Origin of the sequence: Intrasporangium sp. (assembly GCF_030452765.1) — a bacterium.
Lineage (GTDB): Bacteria > Actinomycetota > Actinomycetes > Actinomycetales > Dermatophilaceae > Intrasporangium_A.
In genome coordinates this window covers 1-15,821 of the sequence record NZ_JAKDLO010000110.1, presented here as the reverse complement: position 1 = coordinate 15,821, position 15,821 = coordinate 1, and the positions used below count along the sequence as shown (strand labels likewise).

The 15,821-nt window shown below is 70.2% G+C and carries 12 protein-coding genes; 6 read left to right on the top strand and 6 right to left on the bottom strand.

Annotated elements, in window-relative coordinates; translation table 11 throughout:
- A partial coding sequence (locus L0H79_RS14095; protein ID WP_301485260.1) for a putative transposase occupies positions 1–917 on the top strand: 917 nt, incomplete at its 5' end.
- A gap of 21 nt (positions 918–938) precedes the next feature.
- On the top strand, positions 939–1,307 hold the full coding sequence (locus L0H79_RS14090) for a PIN domain-containing protein (protein ID WP_301485259.1): 369 nt from the start codon (positions 939–941) through the stop codon (positions 1,305–1,307).
- A 77-nt stretch (positions 1,308–1,384) separates the two neighbouring features.
- Here the strand turns inward: L0H79_RS14090 and L0H79_RS14085 are convergent, their stop codons facing one another.
- Positions 1,385–4,060 (bottom strand): M14 family zinc carboxypeptidase, encoded by a 2,676-nt coding sequence (locus tag L0H79_RS14085; RefSeq protein ID WP_301485258.1) that lies wholly within the window; start codon positions 4,058–4,060, stop codon positions 1,385–1,387.
- Positions 4,061–4,474: 414 nt separating this feature from the next.
- Here L0H79_RS14085 and L0H79_RS14080 point away from each other — a divergent pair, with 414 nt between their 5' ends.
- Entirely contained in the window at positions 4,475–7,558 is a 3,084-nt protein-coding gene (locus tag L0H79_RS14080; RefSeq protein ID WP_301485257.1) for a M14 family metallopeptidase, read from the top strand.
- Between the two features lie 45 nt (positions 7,559–7,603).
- Here the strand turns inward: L0H79_RS14080 and L0H79_RS14075 are convergent, their stop codons facing one another.
- The 4 genes from L0H79_RS14075 to L0H79_RS14060 all read right to left on the bottom strand — a co-directional run bounded on the left by L0H79_RS14075 (position 7,604) and on the right by L0H79_RS14060 (position 12,062).
- Positions 7,604–7,738: a hypothetical protein gene (locus tag L0H79_RS14075; protein ID WP_301485256.1), complete on the bottom strand. Its 135-nt coding sequence runs from the start codon at positions 7,736–7,738 to the stop codon at positions 7,604–7,606.
- Entirely contained in the window at positions 7,735–9,654 is a 1,920-nt protein-coding gene (locus L0H79_RS14070) for a glycosyltransferase family 39 protein (protein WP_301485255.1), read from the bottom strand. Before L0H79_RS14070 ends, L0H79_RS14075 begins: the two co-directional genes overlap by 4 nt.
- A gap of 136 nt (positions 9,655–9,790) precedes the next feature.
- A complete protein-coding gene (locus tag L0H79_RS14065; protein ID WP_301485254.1) occupies positions 9,791–11,227 on the bottom strand; it encodes a HAMP domain-containing sensor histidine kinase in 1,437 nt (478 codons plus the stop codon).
- Between the two features lie 103 nt (positions 11,228–11,330).
- Entirely contained in the window at positions 11,331–12,062 is a 732-nt protein-coding gene (locus L0H79_RS14060) for a response regulator transcription factor (RefSeq protein WP_301485261.1), read from the bottom strand.
- 144 nt (positions 12,063–12,206) lie between these two features.
- On the opposite strand from L0H79_RS14060, the gene L0H79_RS14055 reads away from it, so the two are divergent.
- The 3 genes from L0H79_RS14055 to L0H79_RS14045 all read left to right on the top strand — a co-directional run bounded on the left by L0H79_RS14055 (position 12,207) and on the right by L0H79_RS14045 (position 15,588).
- Positions 12,207–12,416, top strand: a complete 210-nt coding sequence (locus L0H79_RS14055) for a hypothetical protein (RefSeq protein WP_301485253.1) — start codon at positions 12,207–12,209, stop codon at positions 12,414–12,416.
- Between the two features lie 74 nt (positions 12,417–12,490).
- Positions 12,491–13,231 carry a VIT family protein gene (locus L0H79_RS14050; protein WP_301485252.1) on the top strand — a complete coding sequence of 247 codons (741 nt, stop codon included), beginning with the start codon at positions 12,491–12,493 and terminating at the stop codon, positions 13,229–13,231.
- Between the two features lie 194 nt (positions 13,232–13,425).
- The gene (locus tag L0H79_RS14045; protein ID WP_301485251.1) at positions 13,426–15,588 is read left to right on the top strand and encodes a DEAD/DEAH box helicase; all 2,163 of its coding nucleotides are present in this window, start codon (positions 13,426–13,428) and stop codon (positions 15,586–15,588) included.
- Here the strand turns inward: L0H79_RS14045 and L0H79_RS14040 are convergent.
- On the bottom strand, positions 15,575–15,821 hold a 247-nt coding region (locus L0H79_RS14040), incomplete at its 5' end, for a hypothetical protein (protein WP_301485250.1). The genes L0H79_RS14045 and L0H79_RS14040 overlap by 14 nt on opposite strands.

Below are 15,821 nucleotides of genomic sequence, written 5' to 3'. Positions count from 1 at the left end.
AGGACACGGCCGGCGCCGAGGCCGAGGACGGCGCCGAGGCCGAGGACGGCGGAAAGGTCTTCACGATGCGGCAGATCACCCTCGCTGTGCCGGTCACCAAACACGCCAAGAAGCTCGGCAGCACGCCCGGCGCCGACGGCGACGCCGGCGGCGAGGTGCGTCAGATCCACATCCTGACCACCCGCACCGACCTGCCCGCCAGCGAGGTGATCTACCGGATGGGCGCCCGGTGGCGGCAGGAGAACTACTTCCGCTACGGCCGGATGCACTTCCACCTCGACTCGCACGACTCCTACGCCGTCAGCGACGACGACCCGGACCGGATGGTGCCGAACCCGGCCCGGAAGAAGGCCCACCAGCGGGTCCTCGCCGCCCGGGCCCGGCACGAGCAGCAGATCGCGGCCACCGACGCCGCGCTGCTGGCGGCGCGGTCCCCGGCCCCCGGCGTGCCGACCCTGCTGACCAACGAGGCCCACGACGCGCTGACCGCGGACCTGCGCGCCGCCGAGGCCGCCCTGACCCGCGCCGAACAAGCGCACCAAGACACCCCGGCCCGGCTCCCGCTGGGCCAGGTCAACCCCGGCCAGCAGGTCCTCGAGGTCGAGACCAAGCTGCTCACCCACGCCATCCGGATCGCCGCGTTCAACACCGCCACCACCCTCGCGCGCGAGCTGCGGGTGCACACCGGGTACGCCCGGGCGAACCACGAGGCGCACACCCTGATCCGCCAAGCCCTGACCGGCAGCGGCGACATCGACCCCAGCACCGACGGGGTCCTGACGATCCGGCTGGACCCGCTACCCACCCGCCGCGCGAGCACCGCCATCGCAGAACTCTGCGAGCACCTGACCGCCACCAAGACCTGCTACCCGGGCACCGACTTGATCCTGCGCTACGAGGTCAAAACCGCTCCCTGACCGCGCACAAACTCTGGCCCCATGTCAGGAGTCCTGGGGGTGGAAGCCGGCCGAGAGTGGCTCCTACGCGCCCGTCGGGATACCGGTCGGTTGGCGACCAGCCCGGTATGCATCGCCGAGGTCGCCGGTGGCATGCGTGCACCCGGGCGTCGGGAGGTGACCAGGTTGCTGTCCAGCCTCGACGTGTTCCCCGTGACCCGGCGGGTCGGCTGGCAAGCGGCACAGCTCATGCACCGCTACCAGCGATCCCACTCGGGCATCGGGCTCGGCGACTACCTCGTCGCCGCCACGGTCGAGGCTGAGGGCCTCGAGCTGGCGACACTGAACGTCAAGCACTTTCCGATGTTCCGCGGCCTGAAACCACCCTTCAGACTTCCGACGACGGGCTGACGTCGGCCCTCCGGTCACCAGCGCAGGCGGTGGTTCGGGCCGAGAGGATGCCCTCCCGGCCGGAACCACCGACACGGTCAGCCGACGACGGAGCGCAGCGCGATGTCCGCGTTGCGCAGGTCGCGCACCAGGTCACGCAGGAACGGGTGCTCGTCGACGTGCAGGCCGTCCGGGTTGGGGATGACCAGGTACGCCGAGCCGGCCGACGTCGCGGTCCGCGCGGTGGGGGTGTACCGACCCACGATCGCCTCGGTCCGTTCGAGGTCGCTCGTGGCGACCTCGATCGTGATGGGCCGCCACTCGCCGCCGAGGTTCGGCGGGACCGGGGCCGCCGCGGCGGCAGCGCGAGCCGCGTCCACGCTCGGCTGCGCCGTCGACCTGCGCTGCTGGGGCGCCTCGGAGGCCGATGCACCCGTGGGGTAGAGCAGAGCGTTGGCGACCAGGTGCAGGCCGTTCTCGTTGTATGCCCGGAACAGCGGGTTGTAGGCGAACAGCACCGCATGCCCCGCGTCGGTCGGCTCGTCGACGAGCGCGACGCTGCCCTTCAACGCGTCCGCGTGCATCGTGTAGCCGTTGAACCAGAACGTGTCACCAGCCGGGTAGGTCAGCACGTTGCTGCCGGTGGTGCTCGGCGTGAGGATCGAGTCGGAGTTGTTGAACTCGAAGTCCTCGGCCGGACGACCAAGGGCAACCGGGTTCGTCGTGTCGACATCGACCCGGAAGTGGGAGCCGATGACCTGGTATCCGGTCGGCTTGGCCTGCTCCGTCGTCGACGTGAGGCCGGCCTTCCGGGCAATCCGCGTCCCCTCGTTGCGCAGGCCGATGTAGGTGCCACCGTCCGCGACCCACGCCTTGAGGTTTGCCAGTCCGGTGGCGTCCAGACCGCCGTCCTGGCTGTTGCCGTCCGGCACGAGCAGGACGCTGCGGTCCGTGAACGCCGCAGTGTTCCCGTTGACGTCCGCTGCCGTCACCGGTGCCAGGGTGAGGCCCCACCGCGCACCGAGGACGTAGCGTGCCTCGCCGTAGGACCCCGAGGTCGTGGAGATGCCCGTGCCGGAGAACAGGCCGACGTCGGGCAGGCCCAGGGCAGTCCCGGAGGCCGGCGTGCGGCTTCCGGTCAGGGTCACGCCATACGACCTGGCGAGCCGGTCGATCGAGCCGGCCGATCGCTTGGCCGGCAGCCGCACGGCGCCGGTCGAGAGGTCACGCTTGACCTCGATGCCTTGACCGAGCAGGGCGAACGTCAGGCCGGCCGCGGCAGCGGAGTCGAGTGGGTAGGAGTACGAGCCCCAAGGTGGCGCGAAGGTGCCGATGCCGCCGTCGGTTCGCCTGACCAGCTCGGCCCGCGGGGAGAGCTCGTCGCCGGTGTAGACGGTCGCCACGCCCATCAGCAGGGGGTTGCTCCAGGACGACACGTCGTAGAAGTACGGGAACGGCACGTACGGGTCCTCCCCGATCAGCGCCTGGATCCAGTGCTTCTGCGGCTGGGCCATCGGGATCCAGTAGGCGCCGGCCGGGACCTCGAGGTTCTCGGCGGTTCGGCCGCCGAAGATCCGGGCGTTCGGGACCGTGATCGACCGCTTCAGCCGGTAGACCTCGACATCCATCCCGCGCAACCGGTCGACGAGCGCCCTGACGTCACCGAGCTGCCGGTCGGGCAGCAGGAAGTACGAGCGGACGGTGATGTCGGGAACGGGGAACTGGACCGTGTTGGTCGGTTGGACGACCTGGTTGGGCTGAAGCGTGCCGGACTTGCCCTCGGCGAGCGCGGTCTGCCAGATCTTGTAGTAGCCCTGCAGCACCTCCCGCTTGTTGTCCGCAGCCCATCCCGTCGTCGCCCACTGGGTGACGAACTGCTGCTGGACCCGGTCGGCGACCGCGGACGCGCTGCCCTTCTCGTAGGTCATCCCCGCTGCGCCGAACGCGGTCGCCGGCACGGTGTCGCCGTACCCCATGAAGAACAGGTCGTAGGCCCGGTAGTTGAAGTAGCACTCGGTCGTGACGTCGGCACCGCAGGCGCCGTTGAAGTTCTCGTCGAACGCCGCGCCGTTGGCCGCGCCGATCCGGTTGATCCAGTCGACCGGCTGGTCGGCGATCTCGTGGTGGATCGGGTCGGCGTTCGGCGGGAAGAAGTACTGCCTGCCGCCCATCTCGTGCGCGTCGATGAACACCTGTGGCGGGTACCCGCGGAGCATCGAGAGCTTGCCGTCGGTCTCCTGCTGGGTGCGGGCGAACCAGTCCCGGTTCAGGTCGAAGCCGAATGCGTTCTGCCGCCGGCTCGCATCCCGGCCGTCCGGGTTCTGGGTCGGCACGATCACCGTGACGAGGTTGTCCAGGCGCTTCTGTGCGTCGCAGGACTGGCCGCTGGCCAGCTCGTACAGCGTCTGCAGCGCGCCATCTGCACCGCTCTTCTCCCCCCCGTGGACGTTTCCGGCGATCCAGACGATCGCCGGCGAGTCGTCGGCATAGCGTGCCGCCTGGCCGGGCCGCAGGGATCGCGGATCGCGCATCTGGTTGATCTGCCGGGCCACCTTGGCGAGCTGTCCGGGGATCATCGTGCGCTCGCTCGAGACGATCGCGTACGGCAACGGCTGGCCGTTCACGCTGGTCGCCATGACACCTGTGGTCACCCGGCGCGAGGATCGGTCGACGGCCTGCAGGTACGCGTTGATCTCCTCGTTCGTGACGGGCCGAGTCTGACCGGTGCCGAGCGGGAAGCCGAGGACCTCCTGCGGGCTGGGGACGGACGTCAAACGTGCCGCGGGATCGCTGCTGCAGGTGCTCCTGGTAGGCGGTGCCGCATCGGCGGACGCGCTCGTCGCCATCGGCAGCGCCGCCGAGACGAGCGCGGCAGCGGCGAGGACCGCTACTCGGCGACGGGTTCTCCCTTGTCTGGATATGACTGCACCATGCATGAGTCCTCCTGGTGCTCAGAGAAATGTGAGTTACCCCTGACCAGAACGTGACAAGGACGATATCGGGGCGGATCGGGCGGCGGGGGGTTGAATCAGCAGAAATCCTGAAATGCACCGCCGGGTGCCCCTTGGCGCAACTGGATGAGGATTGCCTGAGAATTGGCGGGTTTGACCTTGACTGTGACCTACATCACAGTCATCGTAGATTCCACGGCCTGCTACCCAAGCGGTCTGACCCGAAGGAACGTGACCATGCGTCGTGTCAGCCTGTCAGTCGTCGCCCTGTTGGCTCTCCTCACTGGTCTTCTCGGCGCGGTTCCCGCCGCGTCCGCGGACCCGAAGACCAACCGGGGGGGTGGTCTCGAGGTCTACATCGGGGAGATCACGGCGGCCCAGCTGAGACTGCTGGCCGAGCAGGGCGTCGAGCTCGAAGGCAGCACCCACCCGGGTGTGAGCGGCCGAACGAGGATCGAGGCCATTCTCACCGCCGACCAGGCCGCCCGGCTCACGTCCGCCGGGGTCCCGCTGAGCATCAGACGGGTCAAGGGCAAGAAGGCGTCCGAGGCCGCCAAGGACCTGGCCGCCCAGGGCTACCAGGGCTTCCGGTCCTACAGCCAGCCGAACGGCATACAGGACGAGCTGCAGCGGACCGCAGCAGCCCGTCCGGACCTCGCCAAGCTGGTGAAGGTCGGCCGGACCACCAAGGGGCAGGACATCCTCGCTGTGAAGGTGACCAAGAACGCGCGGTACCTGCCCGACGGCCTCCGCCCGGCCGTGCTGTATGTCGGCGCCCAGCACGCCCGCGAGTGGATCACACCCGAGATGGTCCGGCGGCTCATGCACGAGGTCATCGACGGCTACGGGCGCGACCCGGAGACGACCGCGCTCCTGAACAAGACCGAGCTGTGGTTCATGCCGGTCGCCAACCCAGACGGCTACGACTACACGTTCACGACCGAACGGCAGTGGCGCAAGACCCTGCGCGACAACAACGGCGACGGTCAGACCGGCGTCGGCGACGGCGTCGACCCCAACCGCAACTTCCCGTACAAGTGGGGCTGGGACAACGAGGGATCCTCGACCGACCCCGCCTCGGAGACCTTCCGTGGCACCGGGCCGGCCTCCGAGCCGGAGACCAAGGCCCTGGACTCGCTGATGGCCAAGGTGCGCTTCGAGTTCCTCATCGACTACCATTCGGCCGCCGAGCTGATCCTCTACGGCGTCGGCTGGCAGACGAACACACCGTCACCCGATGACGTGGTCTACGAGGCGATGGCCGGCGACGACACCGAGCCCGCGGTCCCGGGCTACGACCCGGACCTGTCCGCCGAGCTCTACACGACCAATGGCGAGACCGACGGGCACGCCCAGGCCACCTACGGGACCTTGTCGTTCACTCCGGAGATGTCGACCTGCCAGACAGTCTCCGCGATCGACCCGGACGACCAGTGGAAGCCCGAGGACTGCCTGAGCGTCTTCACCTTCCCCGACGACGAGAAGCTCATCGCACAGGAGTACGAGAAGAACGTCCCGTTCGCGCTTGCGGTGGCGAAGTCGGCGCACGACCCGGCCAACCCGGTCTCGGTGGTCGGCCGCACCGCCAAGGACATGACGATCGACCCGTTCACCGTTTCGCGCGGCACGACCCAGCCGGTCGCTGTGACGGCCAAGCGGGAGCTACTCAACCTTCGGATGCACTACTCGGTCAACGGTGGCCGGGCCGTCAGCAAGAGGGTCCAGGAGTGGCAAGGCGGCGAGCGGTACGGGACGGAGGGCTCGGTGTGGCTGGCCGAGTACCGCGGTACGGTGACCAGAACCCGCCCGGGTGACTCGGTCACCGTGTGGTTCACCGGCATCAAGCCGCGCGTCGGTCCGGTGCGGAGCGACAGCTTCACCTACACGGTGTCCGACGACATCGGCGGCGACGTGCTCGTCCTCGCCGCCGAGGACGTCACCGGGGTGAGCCCCACCCAAGGGGTGTCGAGCGCGAAGTATGCCGGCACCTTCGCCGACGCGCTCACCGCCGCCGGCTACTCGTCGGACCTCTACGACGTCGACGTCCAGGGTCGCACTGCACCGCACCCGCTCGGGGTGCTGTCGCACTACCAGGCGATCGTCTGGGAGTCCGGCGACGACATCATCCCGCGAGCGCCAGGGCAGGTCGGCGGCACGGCCGACGACCTGACGTTGCAGCTGGAGCTGGCGGTGCGCGACTACCTCAACGAGGGCGGAAAGGCGCTCGTCACCGGCAAGTACAACCGGTTCGCCGAGTCGAACGACGGCGCCTACTGGTTCGACCCGTTCGCACCGCCCGAGTGCACCACACCCGGCGCGTACCCGTGCCTGCCGCTGCTCAACGACTTCGAGCAGTACTGGCTCGGCGCCGACAACTACATCAGCGACGGGGGGACCGACGGCGACGGCAACCCGTTCCCGGTCTCAGGCGCGTCCGGCGCGTTCACCGGGTTCCTCGGCTCCTTCGGTGGGCCGGACTCCGCGCAGAACCAGGACCACACGGCGTCGATGCTCACGACGTCGAGCTCCCTGCCGAAGGCACAGTTCCCGCAGTTCGCGAGCTCGGCCCCGCTGAAGTGGGACCGACCCGGCGGCTCACCCTACGAGCCGGTCACGGGTGCGTGGTACGTGTGGAGCAACCGTGCCGACAACTCCTGGAAGCGACTGACTCGCACCGTCGACCTGACCGGGGCCGGCTCGGGCTCGCTGTCGTTCAAGGCGTCCCTCGACACCGAGGCCGACTGGGACTTCGCCTTCGTGGAGGCCCACGAGGTGGGGACCGACAACTGGACGACCCTGCCGGACACCGGCGGGCTGACCGACCAGGACACCGGGCAGAGCTGCGCCTCCGGTTGGGCGGACATCCACCCGTTCGTCGGGCACTACCAGGGCGCCGGGTGCTCGGCGACCGGGTCGACGGGCACCTGGAACGCGGCTAGCGGCAACTCCGGTGGCTGGAAGACCTGGAACGTCGACCTGACGCCGTATGCCGGCAAGCAGGTCGAGGTGTCGATCTCCTACGTGTCCGACTGGGCCACCCAGGGCCTGGGCGTCTTCATCGACGACACGGCCGTCACCGTGGGAGGAGCCGCGACCTCGACGTCCTTCGAGTCCGACCTGGGCGGCTGGACCGTCGCTCCGCCGCCAGCCGGCTCGGCACCCGGGACGGCAACCTGGACACGGTCCCAGCATGCCTTCGAGGAGGGGTCCGCCATCACGACCGACGACACGGTCTACACCGGCTTCGGGGTGGAAGGACTCAGCGATGCAGCGGTGCGCGCCGACTTCGTCAAGCGGGCGATGGCCCACCTGCTGCACTGATTCCAGCGGAAGGGCGCGGACGCTCGGCGTTCCAGGTCCGTGCCGTCAGCGAGCCCGGAAGATCCAGGACCGCATCGCCGCGAACCGCGCCACCGTCGAGACGATCTCGACCCCCGCGAACCGGACGGCCTGGCGCCGCAAGGAGGCCCGCGGACCGGTCGAGGTCCGCGTGGCCGTCATGACAACGGCTGGGTCAGGTCGTAGAACGTCTGCCCGTCGAGCTGCACCGGGGTGAAGCTCCCCTGCACCCAGGAGGTGATCTGCTGGGCCGTGCCGCTGCCGCCCCCACCGCGACCACCGAAGCCACCGCCTCGGCCGCTCACGGCGAAGTAGTGGATGTCGCCTTGCGCGACATACTGCTGGAACTTGGCCAGCGTGGGCGACGGATCCGACCCGTTGAAGCCGCCGATCGCCATGACGGGCAGGCCGGTCCCCAGCTGCAGTCCCGCCGCGGTCTGCGACCCGACCGCCGCCGCGACCCACCTGAACTGCCCGGCGTCCTGGCCGAGCGCTGCGACGACGGCCGTGCGCGGCGCGCTCGTGTCGAGCAACCCCCCGGCAGGACCACCGCCGAACCCGCCGCGGCTCGCGGCCGCCGGGCCCGCGCTGACGATCGACCCGGTGTGGCCCACCGCCGCCGTGGAGATGCTGTAGACCGCCGGCCCGGCGAGGGCCGCGACGAGGCCTGCCCCGACGATCACCGGAACAGCCCTGCGGTCAACCCGGTTCACGGCCAACATGAGCAGGGCGGCCGACATCCCGACCACCAGCACAGCCACGCGGAACACCTGCCCGTAGGCGGTGGTCCCGGACAGGAGGATGAAACCCCAGACTGACGCGGCGGCGAGAGCCACGGCGAGGGTGACCGCACCCACCGCCTCGTGCCGGTGCCGCCACGCCTCGACCGCGCCCAGGCCGACGAGCGCGCCGATCGCCGGCGCGAGCGCGACGGTGTAGTACTGGTGGAAGATCCCCGCCATGAACGAGAAGACGAGCATGGTCACGAGCAACCACCCGCCCCAGACGAGGTAGGCGGCGCGCACCCGGTCCGTGCGCGGCTCCCGGCGTCGCAGCCACAGGCCGACCGCGAGCAGCACGAACGCGCTCGGGACGAGCCAGGAGACCTGGTCGCCGACGTCGGTGGAGAACATCCGGGCCAGGCCGGTCTGGCCCCACCCGTTCCCACCGCCCACGGACCCGGTCTCGTCACCGGTCAGCCGGCCCAGGCCGTTGTCGCCGAAGGTGAGCTCGAGGAAGGAGTTGGTCTGACTCCCCCCGATGTAGGGCCGCCTGCCGGCCGGCACTAGCTCGACGATCGCGACCCACCATCCGGCCGCGAGCACCATCGCGCCAAGTGCCATGAGGCAGTGGGTGATCCGGCGTCGCAGCGACGTCGGTGCCGCGATCAGGTAGGCGATCCCAAGAGCCGGAAGCACGAGGAGGACCTGCAGCGCCTTCGTCAGGAAGCCGAAGCCGATGAACAACCCGGCCAGAGCGAGCCAACGGGTCGAGGCGGCTTCGATAGCGCGCAGCGTCGCCCACGCGGCGAGCGCCATGAGCAGCGTCAGCAGCGCATCCGGGTTGTTGAAGCGGAACATGAGCGTCGCGACCGGTGTCAGCGCGACGACCGCACCGGCGATCAGGCCCGCGGCCGGGCCGGAGTAGCGCTTCGCCGAGGCGTACACGACAGCCACCGTCCCGACCCCCATGAGCGCCTGCGGGAGCAGCATCGCGAAGGAGCTGAGCCCGAACAGCCGCACCGACAACGCCATCACCCACAGCGAGGCCGGCGGCTTGTCGACGGTGATCGAGTTGCCCGCATCCGAGCTGCCGAAGAGGAAGGCCTCCCAGTTCTGGCTGCCGGCCTGCACCGCCGCGGAGTAGAACGAGTTCGCCCACCCGCTCGCCGTCAGACCCCAGGTGTAGAGGACGAGGGTGACAAGCAGCAGCAGCCACAGGGCGGGCCGGGCCCACCGGGCATCCGTCTGCGGTCCTCGCCGGGCCCGCGCCGGCCAGCCTCGTCGTGCCGGGCCACTGGGGCCGGCGCCGGTCGAAGAGTCGGTCGTCGCGCCGCCGCGCCGCAGAGTCGTGCTCACGTGCCCACGGTCGGCCCCCGCCCTGTGCCGTCACTGTGGCGGCACTTTGCCCGGCGCATGAAACCGCACCCGGTGCGCGGCCAGGGCGGTATGCCGCCCAGCGGGCCCAGCGGCATACCCGCTGTCGGTGGGTGGCTCAGCCGGCCGGCAGCATCACGGCGAAAGTCGTGTCGCCGGGGCGGCTGCGCAGGTCGACGCGGCCGCCATGGGCGCCGGCAACCGCGGCGACGATCGACAGACCGAGCCCAGTGCTGCCGTTCGCCCGGCCGCGCGCGTCGTCACCGCGCGCGAAACGCTCGAACACATTGGGCTGCAGGGCTTCTGGGACACCGGGACCGTCGTCGTGCACCGCCACGCGGATCCAGTCCCCGTCGCGGCGGACCGACGTCGTGACGGTGGTGCCTGCAGGCGTGTGGGTGCGGGCGTTGGCGAGCAGGTTGGCGAGCACCTGGTGCAGCCGCGGCTCGTCGCCCGAGAGGCAGACCGGCTCGTCGGGCAGGTCCAGCGCGAAGTGATGGTCGGGCGCCGCCGCGTGGGCGTCGCTCACAGCGTTGACGGCGAGCATGGACAGGTCGACCTCGTCGCGATCGAGTGGGCGGCCGGCGTCGAGCCGGGCGAGCAGGAGCAGATCCGCGACCAGCCCAGCCATCCGCTCGGCTTCGCTGCCGATCCGGCGCAGGGCGTGCCGGACCGTCTCCGGGACCGGCTCGGGCTCGCGCTGGGACAGCTCGGCATAGCCGATGATGGACGAGAGGGGAGTGCGCAGCTCGTGGCTCGCGTCGGCGACGAACTGACGGACCCGCTGCTCACTGCGATGCCGCGCGGTGAGGGCCTCGTCGACATGGTCGAGCATCTCGTTGAAGGCGGCGCCGACCTGGCCGACCTCGGTGCGGGTGTCGGTGTCCTCGACGGGAACCCGCTCGCCGAGGGCGACCTGCCCCTCGGCCAGGTTGAGCTCGGAGACGTGGCTTGCCGTGGCCGCGACGCGGCGCAGCGGCGCGAGACTGCGTCGCACGATCCACGTCCCGACTCCTCCGGCGACGATGATGCCGGCGCCGGCGCAGAGGATCGCGACGAGGACCATCCGGCGCACCGTCTCCTCCTGAGGGGCGGTCGGCAACCCGACGACCACGGTCGTGGGGACGAGCGACCCCCCCACCTGCACCAGCGCCCGCCTGGCCATGAGGCGGTAGCGACCGACCTCTCCGCCGAGGTTGAGGGTCGTGCCGTCCTGCCCGATGCCTGCGGCGTCGAGGCTCGCGAGCTGGGCGGCAGTCAGTGCGACCCGGTCGTTGTCCGGAGTCGTCGCGAAGCCGGTGTCGAGTGGCTCGAGGTAGGCGAGCAGGCCCTCGTTGCCCGGGCCCCGACCGCGGTCGGTGTCGTCCCCGGGACCCGAGGGCGGCGCCCCCGGAGCGTGGCCCTGGGTGAGTGCGGTGGCCAGCTGGTCGTCGACCTGCGAGGTGAGATAGCGGTTGAGGGCGAAGATGGTGAACCCGCTGGTGAGCAGGCTGACGACCGTGATGAGGGCGAGCGTGGCCGCTACGAGCTTGGCGCGCAGCGTCCACTGGGCCACGGGACGGACCCGAGCTCTCAGGGTCTGCCACCGGGAGCGCGGGCCGGAGGGCCGCTCGGGCGTGGGCGGCTGCTCGGGCCGGGGTCCCGTCGTCCCGCCCGGCTCAAAGAGCAGGCTTGAGGACATACCCCGCGCCCCGCATCGTGTGGATCATCGGCGCCCGCCCGGCGTCGATCTTCTTGCGCAGGTACGAGACGTAGAGCTCGACGACGTTCGCCTGTCCGCCGAAGTCGTAGTTCCACACCCGGTCGAGGATCTGGGCCTTGGACAGGACCCGCCTCGGGTTACGCATGAGGTAGCGCAACAGCTCGAACTCCGTTGCCGTCAGGTGGATCTCGTCTCCGCCGCGGGTGACCTCGTGGCTGTCCTCGTCGAGGGTCAGGTCGCCGACGACGAGCATCGAGTCGGCGGCGCTCAGCGAGATCGTCGTGCGTCGCATCAGCGCGCGTACCCGGGCCACGACCTCCTCGAGGGAGAAGGGTTTGGTCACGTAGTCGTCGCCTCCGGCTGTCAGACCCGAGACACGGTCCTCCACAGCGTCCTTCGCGGTGAGGAAGAGCACGGGGACGGTCGGGTTGTCCGCCCGCATCCGCCGGAGCACCTCGAGGCCGTCGAAGTCGGGAAGCATCATGTCGAGCACGACCGCGTCCGGGTCGAACTCGCGCGCCGCGCGCACCGCGTCCATGCCGGTGCCCGCCGAGCGGACCTCCCAGCCCTCGTAGCGCAGCGCCATGCCGAGCAGCTCGGTGAGGTTGGCCTCGTCGTCGACGACGAGCACCCGCACGGGTGACCCGTCGAGCCGCTTCAGCTGCAGCGCGCTACCGGTCCTGTTCATCATGCCCCAAGTCAATCCCGACCCGCTGTGCTCGCGCCAGCCCCTTCCTGTGCGCCGCCTGTGATGCTGCTGTCACGCGGGGGTCGAAGCGGGGGAACAGCAGGTCCACAGGACGGGCACAGCCGCGGCGCGGACAGTCGGAACATGTCCAGCTCCGATGTGCCACCTCCCCCCGAGCCCTATCGGTATGCCGCTGAGCCGGCGTTCGTCGCCTCGGACCGTGAGCGCTGGCCGGCCCGGCGCACGGCTCTCGTCGCCGGGGCGACGGTCGTGCTCGTCTCGGCCGGGACGATCGCGGCTGCCGCGACGGTGCCGCTCGGGGACAGCAGTCGTGGCGTCGGGACGGCCACGTGAGCCACCTTTCCCACCGTTTGACGGTCCGTGATGTCACGATCGGGGTGACCTCACCCCACCCGATCGGAGGGCAGATGTCTGACGTCAGTGCCGGGGGCGGCATACCCAACCTCGGCGATCACCCGGAGCCCCACGGAGGGAGCCTCGGGGCGCGGCTCAACTGGCTGCGAGCGGCGGTCCTCGGCGCGAACGACGGCATCGTCTCGACCGCCGGCGTGGTCGTCGGCGTCGCCGGTGCGACGAGCGACCGGGCGAGCATCGTCGTCGCCGGGGTCGCCGCCGCTGCCGCGGGCGCCCTGTCGATGGCAGCCGGCGAGTACGTGTCCGTCAGCACCCAACGCGACTCCGAACGCGCCATGCTCCACCTCGAGCGCAGGGAGCTCCACGAGGACCCCGAGGGCGAGCTCGAGGAGCTCACCCAGCTCTACCAGGCCAAGGGAATCGGCCGCCCCCTCGCCGAGGAGGTCGCCAAGGCGCTGACCGCTCACGACGCGCTCGCCGCCCATGCAGAGGTCGAGCTCGGCATCGACCCCGACGACCTGACGAACCCGTGGCACGCGGCGTGGGCGTCGATGGCTGCCTTCACGGCCGGCGCGCTGCTGCCACTGCTCGTCATCGCCTTCAGCCCCGCTACGATCCGTACCTGGGTCACCGTGCTGGCCGTTGTCGCAGCGTTGGCGCTGACGGGGTGGACCAGCGCCCGGATCGGTCGGAGTCCGGCCCGGGCGGCCGCGCTCCGCAATGTCGGAGGTGGCGTCGTCGCGATGGCCGTCACCTACGCCATCGGTTCGCTGGTTGGCACCACGCTGGCCTGACGCGGGGTAGACTCGACCTACTGCGATCCACAGCGGGGCGAGGCGGACCCACCTAGGTGAAGATCCGAGGTCAGGTCCAGGGTCAGGATTCCAGGAGGGCCGACCTTGGGCTCTCCGCTAGGGATCTTGAGCACCCGTGCCGTGGCGCAGAGCAGGATCTCAGTCCTCGTCGCCACCGCATCACGAAGAGGAACATGCCAACGCGACTCCGCCACCGGACCGACGGGCGTCCGGCTCAGCCCACGGGCGAGCACCGCCGTGCCGACGCCGCCCCGATCATTCCCGTGCTCGCTCGACGCGTGCGTGAGGTCGAGGCTCGGGTGACATCCAAGGGACGGGCAACGCCCACCAACCGGACCAGGTTCCAGGTCATCGCCCTGCTCATGCGGGCCGAACGTGCCCGGGTCAGGGCGGACGCGACGATCCCGTCCGCCACACGCGAGGAGCTGCTCAAACGCCTCGACGGCATCGCCTCCATCCTCGCCCAGATCGCCGCGCGTGACACGAGCCTGCTCGGGCTGCTCGACCCCGATGCCAAGCCGAGCCCGGCCGCCCAACAGATGCGCCGCGACTGGCTGCTCGAGTCAGGTGCCGAGCTGTCCCCCGAGGAGATGGTGATCTCTCGTCCTGAGCCGACCGTGCCCGTCCTGCCCCCAGAGCTGGCCGCCAAGCAGGTCATGCCGCAGTCGGTGCCGATCCGCGCGCGGGCACACCCCTTCCTCGTGCCCGATGTCGGGCGTGCGACGCGCGACAGCTACCTGCCCCAGAACCTCGCCCGGTGGGAGCTGCTCGAGCCGCTCTACCGCGCGTTCGAGCAGGGCTCGGGTGGAGGCTCAGCCTCGATGGAGCTGCCACCCATGCCGGCCATCGACCGGTTCTCGCCGCCCGGGCACCACCTCATGGTCCACCAGGCGCGGCTCCTGCAGGCGGTCCTCGATGGCCATCGCACCTTCCTGCTCGCCGATGAGCCGGGCCTCGGCAAGACGGCACAGTCGGTCCTGGCCGCATCGGTCGCGAACGCGTACCCGATGCTCGCGGTCGTCCCGAACGTCGTGAAGATCAACTGGGCCCGCGAGGTCGCACTGTGGACCCCCCAGCGGCGGGTCACGGTCATCAGCGGCGACGGCGAGGACGTCGACGCGTTCGCCGACGTCTTCGTCGTCAACTACGCGATCCTCGACCGGCACTTCGCCTGGCTGTCCAGTTTCGGTTTCCACTCGATGGTGGTCGACGAGGCCCACTTCATCAAGAACCGCCAGTCCCAGCGGTCTCGCCAGGTGCTCGCCCTCGCCGACCACGTCCGCGAGGGCACACCGGGCGGCAACCCGCTCCTGCTCGCCCTCACGGGCACGCCGCTCATCAACGACGTCAAGGACTTCGGGGCAATCTGGCGCTTTCTCGGCTGGATCAAGGACGGCAAGCCGACCGCTCCGATCCTGCGACAGCTCGACGCAACCGGGCTCACCCCCGCCGACCACGACTTCTACCCCGAGGCGCGCCAGATCGTCATCGACATGGGCATCGTGCGCCGTCGCAAGGTCGACGTGGCGAGCGACCTGCCGGACAAGCGGATCGCCGACATCACGGTCGAGCTCGACGGCGAGGTGGGCCGCTCGATCCGTACTGCCGAGCGCGCTGTCGGGGAACGCCTCGCAAGGCGGTACCGAGCCCTGCTGGCAGAAGGGGCCGGTGTCGAGGTCGACGGGAAGCCGGACGTCTCGCTCATGCGGCGGGTCGCGACGGCCGAGCTCAAGGCAGGGTCAGGCGACAAGGCCGCCAAGGGCGACAACGTCTTCACCCTCGTGCGGCGCATCGGTCAGGGCAAGGCGGGCCTCGCGGCCGACTACGCCGCACAGCTGTCCCACTCGGTCGGCAAGGTCGTGTTCTTCGCCAAGCACATCGACGTCATGGACGAGGCGGAGGAGGTGCTGCGCGAAGCGGGTCTGCGCACCGTCTCGATCCGCGGTGACCAGACGACCACCCGACGCCAGGCTGCCGTCGACGCGTTCCAGAAGGACCCCGAGGTCTCCGTGGCTGTCTGCTCCCTGCTGGCGGCCGGCGTCGGGCTGAACCTGCACGCGTCGTCCAACGTCGTGCTCGCCGAGCTGTCGTGGACCGCAGCCGAGCAGCAGCAGGCGATCGACCGGGTCCACCGGATCGGCCAGGACGAGCCGGTCACCGCGTGGCGCATCCTCGCGGCCGGCACCATCGACTCGAAGATCGCCGAGCTCATCGACGCCAAGCAGGGCCTCGCGGCACGTGCCCTCGACGGCAGCGACGTCGAGGTCGCGTCGGGCGACACCCTCCAGCGCGACGCTCTCGTCGAACTGCTGCGTCGGGCCCTCACCGACGACTGACAGTCAACACTCCCCCCTCCCCCTCATCGACAGTGCAGCAGTTCTCATCGACCGTGCAGCAGTTCTCATCGACCGTGCAGTCGTCCTGGTCGAGCGTGCAGTAGTCCTGATCGAGCGTGCAGTAGTCCCGATCGAGGGTGCAGTAGTCCTGGTCGAGCGTGCAGTCGTCCCGATCGACCGTGCAGTAGTCCCGATCGAGGGTGCAGTAGTCCCGATCGAGGGTGCAGTAGTCC

What these genes read in the sequence shown, in the direction of transcription:
- L0H79_RS14050 (WP_301485252.1), top strand. Translation starts at nt 12,491, where the DNA reads ATGTCTGACGTCAGTGCCGGGGGCGGCATACCCAACCTCGGCGATCAC.
- L0H79_RS14060 (WP_301485261.1), bottom strand. Translation starts at nt 12,062, where the DNA reads ATGAACAGGACCGGTAGCGCGCTGCAGCTGAAGCGGCTCGACGGGTCA.
- L0H79_RS14055 (WP_301485253.1), top strand. Translation starts at nt 12,207, where the DNA reads ATGTCCAGCTCCGATGTGCCACCTCCCCCCGAGCCCTATCGGTATGCC.
- L0H79_RS14090 (WP_301485259.1), top strand. Translation starts at nt 939, where the DNA reads ATGTCAGGAGTCCTGGGGGTGGAAGCCGGCCGAGAGTGGCTCCTACGC.
- L0H79_RS14080 (WP_301485257.1), top strand. Translation starts at nt 4,475, where the DNA reads ATGCGTCGTGTCAGCCTGTCAGTCGTCGCCCTGTTGGCTCTCCTCACT.
- L0H79_RS14045 (WP_301485251.1), top strand. Translation starts at nt 13,426, where the DNA reads ATGCCAACGCGACTCCGCCACCGGACCGACGGGCGTCCGGCTCAGCCC.
- L0H79_RS14075 (WP_301485256.1), bottom strand. Translation starts at nt 7,738, where the DNA reads ATGACGGCCACGCGGACCTCGACCGGTCCGCGGGCCTCCTTGCGGCGC.